The organism is Methylovorus sp. SPW-M1 (genome assembly GCF_053848825.1).
On sequence record NZ_CM132626.1, the window covers coordinates 697453 to 712769 of the forward strand.

A 15317-nucleotide genomic window follows, 5' to 3' on the forward strand; every position below is an offset into this window, starting at 1 on the left:
AGCTTGAACTGATACAGGTGAAGGAGTTGCAATGACCAGGTTTGCCCCATTTTTACTGGCCAGCATGGTGTTCATCCCTGTTGGTCAATCGATGGCGGAAGAGAGCACGCTGGGTGCTATTCCTGCATTATCCAATAGTAATAATGCATCCTCCGGTGTGGCTGTCAGCCCGCCTGCCCAACTGAATACCCGCTCGCGCCTGTCACCTGTGATTGTGTTGCCACCCGAGAGTCTGGAGCCACGTACACTGGTGGTGCCATTGCCAAGTGAGGGTGGCCCGCCGGTTGTGATGCGCAAGAACAGTATTGAGGTGGTGCCGAGTTTGCAGCCTGCCTTGCCCAAGTCCAAGGCCAGTCCGGATGCAGGGAATGTCACCGGCAACAGAAAACCTTTGCCGCCTGTCGTGGATTAAGCTGCGCTCGGGCGATGCCCGTTTTGGAGCAGGTCAGGCGGTGCGGGCTGCTTGATTTGATGGGGTGCTGGTTTTGTGCACCAGGCGTGCCTTGGGGAATACGGCGCTGAAGGTACTGCCTTTGCCGAATTCGCTTTCGATATCCAATCTGGCCTGATGGCGCGTCAGGATATGCTTGACGATGGAAAGTCCCAGGCCCGTGCCCCCGGTCTCGCGTGAGCGGCTGCGGTCTACCCGGTAAAAGCGTTCAGTCAGCCGGTCGATGTGCTGTTGTTCAATCCCCAGCCCGGTGTCCTTGACGCTGAATACGCCATCGGTGCCACGCGTCTTCCAGCTGATATGAATGCTGCCCCCCGTTGGCGTATAGCGAATGGCATTGCTCACCAGATTGCCCAGAGCACTGTGCAGCTCTTCCAGCGCACCTGTCAGGTTCAGCGTAGTGTCCGCCTCCAGCGTGATGGTATGGCGATCATTGCTGAGCCCACGCGCTTCGTTCATCACCATGCTTAGCAGGGCATTGATATCAATTTCGGTGTCTTGCGGGATGGTGGGGCTATTTTCCAGTTGCGACAAGGTCAGCAGGTCTTCCACCAGCCTGCGCATGCGGCCTGTCTGCTCCTGCATCATGTCAAAGTAGCTGCGCGTGCTATCGGGTACCGCGCCATCCATGTCGCTCAGTGTTTCCAGAAAGCCGCCTACTACCGTCAAAGGTGTGCGCAACTCATGGGAGACATTCGCAATAAAATCGCGCCGCATGTGCTCGACCTTTTCCAGCTGGCTGATATCGCGACTGATCAACAGTTTCTGGTTAATGCCGAAGGGGATGATCTGCAATTCAAGGGTGGTATCGGCGAGTCGCCAGGACTTGAGTTTGATCGGGTCGGTGTAGTTGTGTGAATCGAGGTAGCTGATGAAGTCACTGCTACGCACCAGATAACTGATAGGCTGGCCTACGTCCTGCTTCATGGACAGGCCAAGGTGCCGTTCCGCAGGCGGGTTACACCACTCGATCAGGTCGTGGCCATTCAACAGCACCACGCCATCTGGCAGGGCGCTGGCGGCATGACGAAAGCGATCAAGCGCCGAGCTCAGCTGGGTCTGGCTGCGGCTGTAACGACGCTGCTGATGGTAGATGGCGGCGAATACATCTTCCCAGATGCCAGTGCCCAGCGGCATGGTGGCGAGATCGGGTTTGTTGAACCACTGCAGGAGTTTGTGTATCCAGTAAAGGTGGGTGGCGAGGTAAAGCACGACGCCCACGCCAAATACCAGTAATGCTGCAATTTCATCGACGACAGCCCACACCACCAGGCTGACGGTCACTAACAAAAAGCCGAGCCAGAAAGCTCTCCAACGAATATCGTGCACGCGGCTACCATTCCACAAATTAATAAATCACTTGCTGGAGCATTCGGCAGCCCCGACAAGTGCGACGTTGGCAAAGCGTTATTATGAGCTAGTGCGCCGAGAAACGATAGCCAACACCGCGCACGGTCTGGATCAGGTCTTCGTGGCCGGAGTCGGCCAGTGCCAGGCGCAGACGGCGGATATGTACGTCTACGGTGCGGTCTTCGACAAATACGCGATCACCCCAAACGCGGTCCAGTACCTGGCTGCGCGAGTGCACGCGCTCAGGGTTGGACATGAGGTAATGCAGCAGGCGGAATTCCGTCGGGCCAAGGTCCAGCGTGGTGCCGTTGCCGGTGACGCGGTGCGTTACCGGGTCCAGACGCAAGCCGCCAACTTCGATCGGGTCATCCGTCATCTGCGGTGCACGGCGACGTAACACGGCCTTGATACGGGCATTCAGCTCACGCGGGCTGAAGGGCTTGGTAACATAGTCATCAGCGCCCACTTCCAGGCCTTTTACCTTGTCGGCTTCTTCGCCGCGTGCCGTCAGCATGATGATGGGGATAGCCTTGGTGAATTCATCCGACTTTAACTTGCGTGCAAACTCAATGCCGCTCATGCCCGGTAGCATCCAGTCCAGTATGATCAGATCAGGCAGTGCTTCGCGAATCAGCATTTGGGCTTGCTCAACGCTGAGCGCGCGAATCGGGTTGTGACCGGCCTGGGTCAGATTAAGGGCAAGAAGCTCCTGAATGGCAGGTTCATCTTCAACAATCAATATGTTAGCGGGCATTTCATTTATCCTTGGCTTTTGCAGTGCTGCTTACTATATGACGTTAATATGACAGATTGATGACACTTGATAAACCCGAATTTTAATGCAGATTGCCAACCCTGTTTTTTTATATGATGATCTTGGCTGTCAGGTATTTGTTACTCATTAATCTTTGAAATAATAAAAAATCAGGGAGTCGGAGATGGCTGGATTTCTTTCTAAGGAACGTATTATTACCGGCGGTAATTTTAACCGCTGGCTTATTCCACCCGCGGCGCTGGCGGTACATCTATGTATCGGCATGGCCTATGGTTTTTCCGTTTTCTGGAAGCCATTGGGCAATGCCCTGGTAGGTGAAGATGGCAAACCGCTGGCTGCCTGTGCTGCCGGCGCTGTGACGGTAGCGGACAAGCTGAGCGGCACATGGCGCGCGCTGTTTGCCACGGATTGTAATTGGACCCAGTTTGACCTGGGCTGGATGTATACGCTGTTCTTTGTGCTGCTGGGCTGTTCCGCTGCCTTGTGGGGCGGCTGGCTTGAGCGGGCAGGTCCACGCAAGGCGGGCCTGGTAGCCACTGTCTGCTGGTGTGGCGGCTTGTTAATCTCCGCTCTCGGTGTCTATACCCACCAGTTATGGATGATGTGGCTGGGCTCGGGGGTGATCGGTGGCATCGGGCTGGGGCTTGGCTACATTTCGCCGGTGTCGACCCTGATCAAGTGGTTCCCTGATCGTCGTGGCATGGCAACCGGCATGGCCATCATGGGCTTTGGCGGCGGCGCCATGATCGGTTCGCCGTTGGCTACCAAGCTGATGAGCTATTTTGCCACGCCAACAGCGCCCGGCGTTTGGCAAACCTTTGTGGTGCTCGCGCTGATCTATACCGTCTTCATGCTGTGTGGTTCACTGGGATATCGCGTCCCCGCCTCGGACTGGAAGCCTGCCAACTGGGTGCCACCCGTCAAGAACGCAAGCTCAGGCATGATCGCCACGCGCCATGTTCATATCAATCAAGCACACAAGACGCCACAGTTCTGGTTGTTGTGGCTGATCCTGTGCATGAATGTGTCTGCCAGTATTGGCATTATCGGGGCTGCGGCGCCCATGCTGCAGGAGACCTTTGGTGGCGCTTTGATTGACCAGGGTTCCTTGAGCTTTGCCGATATCAAGAAGGACGAAGTCCTGATTGCCAGTCTGGCCGCAGTAGGTGCCGGCTTTGTCGGCCTGGTGTCCTTGTTCAATATTTTCGGGCGCTTTGCCTGGGCGACATCTTCGGACAAACTGGGACGCAAAACCACCTATTCCATTTTCTTCATCCTCGGTGCGCTGATGTACATGGCGGCGGCATGGGCGGCCGGTGCCAAGTCCCTGGCGGTATTCGTGGGCGCGTTCTGCATTATCGCCTCCATGTACGGCGGCGGCTTTGCCACCATTCCGGCCTATCTTGCCGATATGTTTGGCACGCAATTCGTGGGCGCGATACATGGCCGTCTGCTGACCGCTTGGTCTACAGCCGGTATCGTCGGGCCAGTTATCGTCAACTACATGCACGATATGCGTCTTGAAGCGCAAGTGCCGTTTGATCAGGTGTATGGCCCTATCTTCTATGTGCTCGCCGGCATGCTGGTGATTGGCTTTGTGGCGAATTTGCTGGTGCGCCCTGTTGCCAGCAAGCACTTCATGACCGATGCCGAACTGGCAGAGGAGAAGAGGCTGGCACATGAAAAAGTGCTGCCAGGTAACGAGTCGCAAGCGAAAGCTGCCAGCGGCGGTTCACGCGTATTGGCAGTATTTGCCTGGCTCGCAGTGGGGATTCCGGTCAGTTATGGCATCTGGAGTACCTTGCAAAAAGCCTGGGCACTGTTCCACTAAGTCACGGTTTTCACCTCATGTCTCTGGCAGTCCCGGGCATATGCCCGGGCTGCCGTTTCCCAAGCGTATGCGGCTAGGCTATAATTCAGCCTTAATTTTCCCGTTTGACGCATGTGCTTGTCTTTAAAGTGCAATGGCATAGCGTCATCCAGCATTGGACATCACGTAATTCTCGGCCTTGGCCTTTCTAAATTTAAAGTATGTGGAGTAAATGTGAGAGAACTCGCGATTGATTTAAACGGTTCCGGTTTGCAAATCGGCATTGTCCTGTCTCGCTTCAACAGCGATGTGGGTCAGGGCCTGCTGGCAGCCTGCAAGGCCGAACTGCTGAAGCGTGGCGTGGCGGAAGATGCCATTACCCTGGCAACCGTGCCAGGCGCGCTGGAAACCCCATTGGTATTGCACCATATGGCAGATAGCCAGAAATACGATGCCCTGATCGCCCTGGGTGCGATTATTCGTGGCGAGACCTATCACTTTGAAGTGGTTTCAAATGAATCCGCGCGCGGTATTTCCGAGGTTCAGCTGAATACTGGCGTTCCTGTCGCCAACGCCATCCTCACTACCGAGAATGACGAGCAGGCGCTGGAGCGTGTGGCTGTCAAGGGTGCTGAAGCTGCAGCGGTTGCGATTGAGATGGTTAACCTGTTGAAGGCTTTATGAGCGATACCGATCAAAAGCCTGGCGATGCCAAGCCGGTAAAAGCCTCGAGAAATCGTCGCAAGTCGCGCGAACTGGCCCTGAAAGGCATTTATCGCAACCTGCTGAATCAGGCCGATTTTCGCGCCATTCTGCGTGAGCTGGCGGACGAGCCGGAATTTGACAAAGCCGACCAGGAATACCTGCGCAAATTGCTGGACGGTGTGCTGGCGGAGCGCGAAGAGCTGGATCGCCGGATTGCCGTGTTTGTGGATAGACCCATGCAGGAACTCAGCCCGATCGAACATGGCATTCTCTGCCTGTCGGCCTATGAGCTGATTTTTGACCTGAGCATTCCCTATCGCGTCGCGATCAATGAAGGCGTCGAACTTGCCAAGATTTATGGCGGCACCGATGGCCATAAATACGTTAATGGCGTGCTCGATAAGCTGGCTGCCGAAGCCCGTCCGGGCGAAGTCAGCCGTCACACCCGCTAGTTATCATCCGCATGGCAGGACGTGTCACATCTCGTCCTGCCATGCTTCAATTTCCCCTGTCTCCCATGTAAGATCAAGCGCCTGGTCAGACCTCTGCTGACCAGTAAAAGGGTGCTGCTGCATTTCCCATCCTTAATTCCTGGCCCGAAGATTTGGAAAATTTCACATGGCAAAGCTGCTCTTCTCTCTGGATGGCAATCTGCTCGGCGAATATCCCCTGGACAAACCGTTGCTGCGGATTGGCCGCCGTCGGGACAACGACATTGCCATCGATAATCTCATGATCAGTGGCGAGCATGCTCAAGTCATGTCGATCGGCCGGAATGCCTTGTTGCAGGATCTGGATAGTACAAACGGCACCATGATTAATGGGGTACGCGTGAAGCAGCAAGTATTGCAGCATGGCGACATCATCATGCTGGGGCACTACCAATTGCGCTATTGGGACGAGGCAGCCACCTCCGGCAATCCTGTTCCCGTTGATGCCCCAGCGGTTGCGCCTGAGGCAGATGAATCTCATCCATTTTCTCGTGTATGGCCGTCCGGGGAGAGGGCCGCGTCGGCAGGCACCTGGGCGGGTCGGCTCTATGTCATTAGTGGCCCGGATTTCGGCAAGGATATTTTGCTGAACCAGGCTGTCACCCACCTGGGTAGCTCCGATATGCCCGTGGCGATGATCTTGCAGGATGGAGCTGATTACCGGATTCAGCCTGTGGAAGGTGGCGAGTCGCTGACGGTGAATGGTCGCCCGCTGGCGGGCAATATGGCGGGCGAGCCAACCCTGCAACTGCAGGATCACGATCTGATCGCCTACGATGGCGTAAAAATGGAGTTTTATCTGGCTGCGGATGAAACCGCGCTTTAAGCCTGCAAGCCCGGCGGTTGTTAGTTAGAGCAGGCTGCTGTTGCAGCCTGTGGCGTCCAGGCGCAGATAGCTGCCCTGTTCATACCAGTCGCCCAGTACCCAGCGCTGACAACTATGTCCATGCAGCGTGAGCTTATGGCAAGCAGGGCGATGGGTATGGCCATGAATCAGTAATTCGGGATATGCCCAATCAGAGAATAAAGCAGCAACGGCCTCATCATTGACATCCATGATGTCGGCCTGCTTGATGGATTTTTCGGATTCGCTGCGCATGCGTATGGCTTCAATCTGCATTTTGCGTGTTGCCAGGGGCTGTTGCAGAAAAACCTGCTGCCAGTCCAGTTTGCGCACCAGCTGACGAAACTCCTGATAAGCCACATCGTCGGTACACAGCAGATCACCATGGCTCAGCAAGACGCGCTTGCCATAAAGTTCATGCAGCACGGGATCTGCTAACAGCGTCACGCCAGACGCTTCAGCAAAGCGCTCGCCGATCAGAAAGTCACGATTGCCATGCATGAAGTAGCATGCGGTGCCGGATTGCGTGAGTGCGCGCAGTCCGTGGATGATGGTCTGGTGATGCGGGTCGTTGACCTCATCATCGCCCGCCCAGTATTCGAACAGATCGCCCAGAATATAAAGCCGCTCGGCATGGCGGGCTTCGCCTTGCAGCAGATGCAAAAATGCCCGGCTGATTTCCGGCCGGGCATCGCATAGATGCAGATCGGAAATGAACAGGCTATACGGCAGGGTAGCGCTCAATGCATTTCCATCTGACATCAGGGTGGGGCGCTTGAATTAAACGACTTCGGCGCGCTCGATAATGACGCTTTCCACGGGCACATCCTGGTGACCATTGCGGCTACCGGTCTTTACCTTTTTGATCTTGTCGATCACCTCAGTACCTGCCGTTACCTTGCCAAATACACAGTAACCCCAGCCTTGGGCGGTTGGCGAGGTGAAGTTCAGGAAGTCATTGTCTGCCACGTTGATGAAGAACTGGCTGCTTGCCGAATCTGGGTTCGGGGTGCGGGCCATGGCAATGGTATAGGCCTTGTTGACCAGGCCATTGTTGGCTTCGTTCTTGATCGGGGCATTGGTTGGCTTCTGGCTCATGCTGGGCTCAAAGCCGCCACCCTGAATCATGAAACCATCAATCACGCGATGGAAAATGGTGTTGTTGTAAAAGCCGCTTTCAACGTATTCCAGAAAGTTGGCAACGGTTGCTGGTGCTTTTTCCGCATCCAGTTCCAGAGTGATTTCACCAAAGTTGGTATGAAGTTTAACCACGTTTTTTTCCTTTAAGTGCAGGTTTTGAAGAGGGGGTAGTGGGCACTGCGCGCACGGGCTGTTCAGGCTCCACAGGGGTATCCAGGGTGGTGACTTTTTCAATCACCACGTTTTCAACCGGAACATTGTCAAACTTGCCTACGCTTCTGGTGGGGATTTTGGCCATCTTTTCCACGATGGACATGCCGCGAATGACTTTGCCAAACACGCAGTAACCAAAATAAGCCGGATCAGGTTTGTAGAAGTTGAGGAATTTATTGTCCGAAAGATTGATGAAAAACTGGGAACGCGCTGAATTCGGGTCAAATGCACGGGCCATGGCCAAGGTGCCGGGCTCGTTTTTCAGACCATTGTTGGCTTCGTTCTCAATCGGGTTGTAGGTGCTTTTCTCCTGAAAATCCACGGCGAAACCTCCGCCTTGCACCATAAAGCGGTCAATGATGCGATGGAACATGGTGCCCGTATAAAAGCCGCTCTGCACGTATTGCATGAAGTTGGCGACGGTCTTGGGCGCGCGGTCAGGATACAGCTCAACAATAAAGCTGCCCAGATTGGTTTGAAACTCCAGTTGCGGTTTTTGGCTGTGAACGCCGTCGGCCATGGCGGCAGGCGTCAGCATTAATAGAAAAAGGAATAGCCACGCTTCCCATCGTGTATGCATTGATCAGGCTCCTCTGAAAGGGTCAAGCTGCCCCTTCGTATAATATTTTCCAGCGCTGTCCTTCGTAGATCCAGTACTGGCGTTTCCGCATGCGGCTGTCTAGGAATTCACTTTTGAATTCCTGATCAAAACTGACTACTGCCATTGGAATTTGGCTATTAGGATAGCGGATCATGCTGATATTGGATAGCACGATGCTGACGGGCTTCTTGTCAGACTGGATGCGGCGCTTCTCGCGTGACCAGCCATTGATGTCGGTGGTCTGGCTGAAAAACCGATCCGAATAATGGCTGAGATAGCGGTCGGTATCTTGTGCTTGCCAGTCCTGGCGCCATTGGTCCAGCGCCTTTTGCAGCTGCGGTTGTTCAGGCGCTGCCTGGGTAACCCATTTCAGCTGGGAGACGATGATAAATGGCGTACCTCCTTGCTGCAATATCGGCCCCAGGGTTTCCAGGTCAGGATTGGAAATCACGACGCAGCCATCGCTGGCGCGGGGCGGACGGCTGTAGGTGTTGCTGGGCGTGCCATGCAGCCAGATGCCGTGACCCTTTTTGCCTTGCTGCCTGTCCCATTCATTTGGATAGCTGAGGGGATAAGCGGCTCTGCCGTAAAAATCAGGCAGTTTGCTGGTCAGTTTGCTGCTGGCGGTATAAACGCCCAGGGGGGTGCGTTTGTCACCCTCGCTGGATTTCTCGCTGCCATTACGGCCGATGGTCACGTAATAGTCCGCGACGTATGTCGGTTTGCCGCCAATATTCTGATAGAGATAAAGTCGTGATTTATCGGCATCCACCACGATGACGTATTTTTGCGTGGGGTCGATTTGCCACAACGGTTCGGGAATGCCCTGGGGAGCATGGCTTTCCAGATAGCGCTCAATACGCATGCGTGCTTCGGCTTTAAAGTCTTCAACAGAGGGCGAATTATTTTGTGGCGTGTTGCCAAAGCCTTCCAGTTGCTGGGACTTGGCCATCAACAGGTCGCCGCGTATCAGATAGGCCAGTTTGAAGTTGGGCGCAATCGAGATGAGCTCATCCACCGTGTTCAAGGCCTGCTGCAACTGACCACGCGTGATCTGCAACAAGCCCTTCACGACCAGGCTTTCCGGATAATTCGGGCCGAAACTGCTATTGCTGAGTGTGCCTGTGTAGTCCAGTCTATCCAGCGCAGGCACATTCCAGGGCACCATGATGGAGGCCATGAGCAGTATCTGTAAAAAGGTTTTGATCGTATTCATGCAGTATCAGTCACCGGCGGCTAGCGGTCGGTCAGCTCCTGTTCGATCAGCCAGCGATTGCCGCCCTTTTTCAGAACCAGCGTTTTGCTGGTGCGCATGGCCGTGCCACCTGCGCGGTAGCTTTGCTTGAAGCTGGCGCGTACCAGGTCACCATCCTGCTTGAAGCGCAGGTTGCTGACTTCCACTGAAATACTGGCGGGTGCGCTGATGCGTTGCTTGCGGGTTTTTTCCCACTCCTGGCGCGATTGTCCATCCGGAGTCTTGAAGCTCGCGCCATAACTCGCCAGATAAGCCGGCACATTTTTATCGGACCAGGCTTTTGCCCACTGACGCACGGCTTGCTCTATGGCTTGCTCATCCAGATTGCCAACTGATTTATTGCTACCGGATTTAGCCTGATCCTGAGGTTTGGCTGGCTCGGCGGCTGGCTTGCTGGTTTCCGCAGTCTTGGGCGGCACGGGCGTTGGTTTGGGCGGAGTCTCGACTGGAATCTCAGGCTTGGGAGCTGCTGGCTTGGCATCGGGTATCTTGATCTCCGTCACCACGGAGGCAGGTCTGGAGGTGGTGTCCGGTTTTGCCGGTATTTCGTATTTCACCACTGGCTTGGTCTGTTCCAGCGCCCGTACTTGGCCGTTGCCCAGATTGACCAATGGAGCCGGTGCTAATGTAAAGCTGGTTGCCGAATTGGATTGACTTGCCAACTGGGTGGGAGGCGCTGATGTGGACAGTGACTTGATCAGGGCCAGTTTGCTCTGTGGGCGGGCATTGCCATTATCCAGTTGCAAAGCCTTGTCATATGCCTGTGAGGCCATGCGTGCGTAGATGTCACCCAGATTTTCATGGGCAGTGGCATAGCTGGGATGCGTTTTGATCGCGCTTTCAAGGGCCTGGCGTGCCTTGTCATATTCTCCGCGCTCGGCGTACAGCACTGCCAGGTTGTTATAAGGCTCTGGCAATGCAGGATATTTTTCCGTCATCTCGGTAAAGGCCTTCATGGCCTCGTCGCGTTTTCCGGTATCGGTGAGAATGACACCCCGCAAAAAGAGCGCGTCCACACTCTTGGGATTCTTGGCGATGTAGGCATTGAGCTTGGTCAAGGCCTGAGGGGCCTGGCCTTGCTGCGCCAGCTGGCTGATGTCTTTGAGTTCGTCGGCCTGAGCGGCGACAGGAAGGATCAATGCCAGTACAACAAACAGGGGGGGTAAAGTGCGCAGGGCAGGCATTGTGTTATACTTTTCGCGATTTCTTTTCAGTGCAACAATTCTATCAATAGCAGGTTCAACCTCCAATAGCTCGCCATGCAGACCGTTGATTTACCTCAGTATGCTGCCTGATGATGACCTTGGATTCGAGCGCCATCATACCATGTTAAAAATCTACAATTCCCTGGCTCGTGAAAAACAGACATTTGTGCCTATTGTCGCTGGCAAAGTGAGCATGTATGTATGTGGCATGACGGTCTACGATTATTGCCATCTGGGGCATGCCCGCGTGATGGTGGTGTTTGATATGGTGAACCGCTGGCTGCGCACATCGGGGTATGACGTTACCTATGTGCGCAATATTACGGATATCGATGACAAGATCATCAAGCGTGCCAAGGAGAATGGCGAATCCATCCAGGCCCTCACCAGCCGTTTTATTACCGCCATGGATGAGGATGCCGCGCGCCTGGGCGTGATGCGCCCGGATCTGGAGCCCAAGGCCACAGAACATATTACCGGCATGCTGGATATGATTGCCGCCCTGATTGAAAAAGGCTTTGCCTATCCTGCGGACAATGGCGATGTGTTTTATTCCGTCTCCAGCTTTGCGGGCTATGGCAAGCTCTCGGGGAAGTCACTCGAAGACCTGCGTGCGGGCGAGCGCGTCGAGATTGACCAATACAAGCGTGACCCCATGGACTTTGTGCTGTGGAAAGCGGCCAAACCCGGCGAGCCCAGCTGGGACTCGCCCTGGGGCAAGGGTAGGCCAGGCTGGCATATCGAGTGCTCCGCCATGGGCGCCTGTCATCTGGGCCCGCATTTTGACATCCACGGCGGCGGGCAGGATCTGCAATTCCCGCACCATGAAAATGAAATTGCCCAGTCAGAGGCGGCCAATGGCTGCACCTTTGTCAATTACTGGATGCATAACGGCTTCATCCGCGTGGACGATGAAAAAATGTCCAAATCACTGGGCAATTTCTTCACGATACGCCAGGTCCTGGAAAAATATGATGCCGAGGTCGTGCGCTTTTTCATTCTGCGCGCGCAATACCGTAGCCCGCTGAATTATTCCGACCATCATTTGGATGATGCGCGCCAGGCCCTGACCCGCCTTTATACCGCCCTGCGCGGGCTGGCATTGCCGACATTCACCATTGATTGGCAGCAGCCACAGGCGGCTCGTTTCAAGGCAGCCATGGACGATGACTTCAATACTTCAGAAGCCTTTGCCGTGCTGTTTGAGCTGGCGAGCGAGGTTAACCGGACAGCGTCACTGGCTGACGCTGCGCTGCTCAAGGCGCTTGCCGGTTTATTGGGATTATTGGAACGCGATCCTGAAACTTTTCTGCAGGGAGGCGAGTCTGCACAAGGACGCTCTGCGGATGAGATTGAGCAATTCATACAATTGCGCCTCCAAGCCCGGCAATCAAAAAACTTTGCCGAGGCGGATCGCATACGCAAGCAACTGGCCGATGAGGGCATCCTGCTGGAAGATAGTCCACAGGGCACCACCTGGCGTCGTGGCTGATCCATTGGCAAGTTTACGGAAAAATAGAGATATAATCGCAGCATGACCTTACGCAAGTCCATTCTGGTAATCCTGAGCCTCGTGCTCTGTTTCAGCCTGTTTTCACAACAGGCTGATTACGCCTATGAAATGGACTATGACGATGTGGCTGTGGTGTTCAACGATGCTCCTCAAGTCGGCAGTGACGACAAACTGGATTTCAATGATCCTGTCGTGATTCCCTTGCAGCCCACCGCTCTTTATGTGGCAGTGACGGCAACCAGCGCCGCCCTGAGCAACCTCTACATTTCTCCCCCCATCACCCGCTTCCTCCGACCCCCTCTGCTTTAAATCCCCAACCTTTTAAAGGTTGGCGTAACCTTTGCTAACCAATTAAGGGTTTGCAAACCGTTACGCCTGTCTCGAGTGTGTTGATATCAACACCACTGCTTATTGCGGCCGCATTTTTGTATTACTTTGTATTACTGTTGCAGTTGTCATCAGCCTCAGTAATGAAGACACGGAAGCTATGAATACACAAAACATGAGTATCAAGCACCATCATGGTGCAGGGGGTTCGTCGATGGCGAATATAAAAAACAAGAGTCTGATCATTAGCCTGACGTTGGCGATGGCCCTATATGGCAGCATTGCCCAAGCACAAACCGAACTGGGATTGCGTGATGTTCTGGACAATGCCATGGCGCAAAACCCGGTCATGGCCATGTCTCAGGCACAGCAAGATGCTGCTAACGCCGCAGTGACCACCGCCACGGCTTACATCAATCCCGAGTTTGAAGTGGCTGCGGGCCCTACGCGTAGCCGCAGTGGCTCTAATGAAGTGAGCACCAAGTGGGATGTCGGCATTTCGCAGCCGCTGGAGTTTCCTGGTGTGAGAGGTGCCCGTCGTGAAATGGCCGAGTCCAATGTCCGGGCCGCTGGCGTTAGCCGCACCTTGACAGGCATTGAGCTGCGGACGCGTGTGAAATCTGCCTTTTACGACGTGCTGCAGCGCCAAGCTGTGCTGCGACTGGTAGAAGGTGATCGCAATCTGCTGCAACAAATCCGCGAGCGGGTGAAGTTGCGTGTCGATACCGGCGAAGCGGCCAAGTATGAGCTGATCAAGGCCGATACTGAAGCACTCGCCGCAGAGCGCGATTATCAGGCTGCCCTGGTGCGTATATCCGAAGCCAAAGCCTATTTGCGAGGTCTGGTGGGCCCCGGCATGCCCATGGAGTTTGATGTGAAGGGCGAGCTGCCGCTGGCCGATACCCTGCCTACGCTCCAGCAACTCCGCCAGAAAATCGATGAAAGCCCCCAACTGGCGCAGATTCGTGCCATACGTGAAGCTGCCGAGGCACGCCTTCGCCTGGAAGAAAAGCTGCGTAATCCTGGCCTGACCCTGAAAGGTGGCTTTGAGCAGGATCCCGATTACTCCACCGTTCGTCTTGGTGTGGCGATTCCCTTGCCTGTGTGGAATCAGCGGCAAGGCCCGATCGCCGAAGCTGCTGCGGGTGTGCGCCAGGTAACGGCAGCACTGAGTGAGCGCGAGCTTTCTTTGCAGCGCGATGTGGATTCCGCTTACCAGCGCTACCTGATTGCACAAGGGCAGGTGAATTCCTTTGAGAGCGGCCTCTTGAACCAGGCCGAGTCGGCACTCAAGGTGGCCGAATCCGCCTACCGCTTTGGCGAGCGCGGCATTCTGGATTACCTGGATGCACAGCGCACCTATCGCGCCGTGCGCAAGGATTATCTGGCCGCACGCTACGATTACGTTAACTCGATGCTTGAGATTGAGCGTCTGCTTGGCACTGAACTTCTGGAGGTTAAGTCTTAATGGTTTCTTATTCCGCAGTACAAAAAACAACCCGTGCCAGCATTCTGGTATTAAGCCTTTTAATGGGCATGAGCCTCGTCGGCTGTAAACCCGCCGAAGAGGAAAAACCGGCTGCCGAAGCGGTCGACCCCAATATTGTCGAGCTCACGCCATCGCTGCAACAACAGGTCAAGCTCGAAACCGTAGGCATGTCTGATATCCGCGAAACATTGCGCATACCGGGCAGTGTGCAGGTGGACGAGCAGCGCATGGCGCGTATCGGCGCCTCGGTGACCGGCCGTATCACGGATATTGACGTCGTGCTGGGCCAGGATGTGAAACAGGGGCAGGTGCTGGCCACGGTGAACAGTACCGAGCTCGCGCAGAATCAACTGCTTTATATCAAGGCCATGCAGCAGATTTCCCTGCAAACCAAGGCCGTGGAGCGCGCCCGCCTGTTGCTGAATGCCGATGTGATCAGCGCAGCTGAAGTACAGCGCCGCGAAGCCGAATTGAGCGCTGCGCAGGCAGAGCTCAATGCTGCGCGCGATCAGCTGATGATTCTGGGCATGAGCTCTTCCGCCATTGCCCAGTTGTCGAAGTCGGGTCAGATTCACTCGTTCAGCAGCGTATCGGCACGTCTTGCCGGCACCATCATCAGCCGCAAGGTCAATCTTGGTCAGGTGGTGCAGCCAGCCGAAGAGCTGTTTATCGTGGCCGACTTGTCGCATGTCTGGGCGGTGGCTGAAGTGCCTGAACAGCAAGTGGGTCTGATTCAGGAGGGGGAGGAAGTCATGATTGAAATCCCCGCGCTGAACAACCGCCAGTTCAAGGGCAAGCTGATTTATGTCGGCGATATCGTCAATCCGCAAACCCGGACCGTGACCGTGCGTACCGATCTGGAAAACGCGGACGAGACCATCAAGCCCGACATGCTGGTTTCCATGGTCGTGCAGTCGTTGCCTACGCCCAAGCTGGCTGTGCCCATGCAAGGCATCGTGCGTGAAAACGACCGTGACCACGTATTCGTGCAGATCGCGCCTAACAAATTCCGCTTGCGTGAAGTCGTGCTGGGCCCTGAGTTTCAGGGCATGGCCACTGTCGAAAGTGGCGTTGTTGCCGGTGATGTCGTGGTGGCAGACGGTGCTTTCCACGTGAACAACGAGCGCAAGCGCAAAGAACTGGAGTAA

At 55.1% G+C, this 15317-nt stretch carries 16 protein-coding genes; 9 read left to right on the forward strand and 7 right to left on the reverse strand.

The genetic code is table 11. The features are described from left to right. Positions 1-31: 31 nt before the first annotated feature. On the forward strand, positions 32-412 hold the full coding sequence (locus ACWWD9_RS03270) for a hypothetical protein (protein ID WP_455867716.1): 381 nt from the start codon (positions 32-34) through the stop codon (positions 410-412). 33 nt (positions 413-445) lie between these two features. Here the strand turns inward: ACWWD9_RS03270 and phoR are convergent, their stop codons facing one another. Beyond that, positions 446-1780, reverse strand: coding sequence for a phosphate regulon sensor histidine kinase PhoR (phoR, locus tag ACWWD9_RS03275; protein ID WP_455867717.1), 1335 nt, complete (start codon positions 1778-1780; stop codon positions 446-448). A gap of 88 nt (positions 1781-1868) precedes the next feature. Beyond that, complete coding sequence (phoB, locus tag ACWWD9_RS03280) at positions 1869-2555, reverse strand: phosphate regulon transcriptional regulator PhoB (RefSeq protein ID WP_013442982.1); 687 nt, start codon at positions 2553-2555, stop codon at positions 1869-1871. Between the two features lie 184 nt (positions 2556-2739). Here phoB and ACWWD9_RS03285 point away from each other — a divergent pair, with 184 nt between their 5' ends. From ACWWD9_RS03285 to ACWWD9_RS03300, 4 genes are all read left to right on the forward strand, one after another. Then, on the forward strand, positions 2740-4407 hold the full coding sequence (locus tag ACWWD9_RS03285; protein WP_455867718.1) for an OFA family MFS transporter: 1668 nt from the start codon (positions 2740-2742) through the stop codon (positions 4405-4407). 213 nt (positions 4408-4620) lie between these two features. After that, on the forward strand, positions 4621-5070 hold the full coding sequence (gene ribH, locus ACWWD9_RS03290; protein WP_013442980.1) for a 6,7-dimethyl-8-ribityllumazine synthase: 450 nt from the start codon (positions 4621-4623) through the stop codon (positions 5068-5070). Further along, a complete protein-coding gene (nusB, locus tag ACWWD9_RS03295; RefSeq protein WP_455867719.1) occupies positions 5067-5543 on the forward strand; it encodes a transcription antitermination factor NusB in 477 nt (158 codons plus the stop codon). The genes ribH and nusB overlap by 4 nt, the downstream gene beginning before the upstream one ends. 166 nt (positions 5544-5709) lie before the next feature. Further along, complete coding sequence (locus tag ACWWD9_RS03300; RefSeq protein ID WP_455867720.1) at positions 5710-6408, forward strand: FHA domain-containing protein; 699 nt, start codon at positions 5710-5712, stop codon at positions 6406-6408. Positions 6409-6432: 24 nt separating this feature from the next. Here the strand turns inward: ACWWD9_RS03300 and ACWWD9_RS03305 are convergent, their stop codons facing one another. Genes ACWWD9_RS03305 through ACWWD9_RS03325 form a run of 5 tightly spaced genes read right to left on the reverse strand, consistent with a single transcriptional unit; the run spans position 6433 to position 10819 of the window. Next, a complete protein-coding gene (locus tag ACWWD9_RS03305) occupies positions 6433-7188 on the reverse strand; it encodes a UDP-2,3-diacylglucosamine diphosphatase (RefSeq protein ID WP_455867721.1) in 756 nt (251 codons plus the stop codon). An 18-nt stretch (positions 7189-7206) separates the two neighbouring features. Beyond that, positions 7207-7698, reverse strand: a complete 492-nt coding sequence (locus ACWWD9_RS03310) for a peptidylprolyl isomerase (protein WP_013442976.1) — start codon at positions 7696-7698, stop codon at positions 7207-7209. Next, entirely contained in the window at positions 7691-8359 is a 669-nt protein-coding gene (locus ACWWD9_RS03315; RefSeq protein ID WP_455867722.1) for a peptidylprolyl isomerase, read from the reverse strand. Before ACWWD9_RS03315 ends, ACWWD9_RS03310 begins: the two co-directional genes overlap by 8 nt. Positions 8360-8381: 22 nt before the next feature. After that, positions 8382-9596, reverse strand: coding sequence for a L,D-transpeptidase Cds6 family protein (locus ACWWD9_RS03320; protein ID WP_455867723.1), 1215 nt, complete (start codon positions 9594-9596; stop codon positions 8382-8384). 20 nt (positions 9597-9616) lie between these two features. Beyond that, on the reverse strand, positions 9617-10819 hold the full coding sequence (locus ACWWD9_RS03325; protein ID WP_455867724.1) for a tetratricopeptide repeat protein: 1203 nt from the start codon (positions 10817-10819) through the stop codon (positions 9617-9619). Positions 10820-10961: 142 nt separating this feature from the next. On the opposite strand from ACWWD9_RS03325, the gene cysS reads away from it, so the two are divergent. The 4 genes from cysS (at position 10962) to ACWWD9_RS03345 (ending at position 15317) form a co-directional block, all read left to right on the forward strand. Then, a complete protein-coding gene (cysS, locus tag ACWWD9_RS03330) occupies positions 10962-12332 on the forward strand; it encodes a cysteine--tRNA ligase (RefSeq protein WP_455867725.1) in 1371 nt (456 codons plus the stop codon). 42 nt (positions 12333-12374) lie between these two features. Beyond that, entirely contained in the window at positions 12375-12662 is a 288-nt protein-coding gene (locus tag ACWWD9_RS03335) for a hypothetical protein (RefSeq protein WP_013442971.1), read from the forward strand. Between the two features lie 232 nt (positions 12663-12894). Continuing rightward, positions 12895-14148: a TolC family protein gene (locus tag ACWWD9_RS03340; protein ID WP_083801084.1), complete on the forward strand. Its 1254-nt coding sequence runs from the start codon at positions 12895-12897 to the stop codon at positions 14146-14148. Next, positions 14148-15317: an efflux RND transporter periplasmic adaptor subunit gene (locus tag ACWWD9_RS03345; protein ID WP_455867726.1), complete on the forward strand. Its 1170-nt coding sequence runs from the start codon at positions 14148-14150 to the stop codon at positions 15315-15317. The genes ACWWD9_RS03340 and ACWWD9_RS03345 overlap by 1 nt, the downstream gene beginning before the upstream one ends.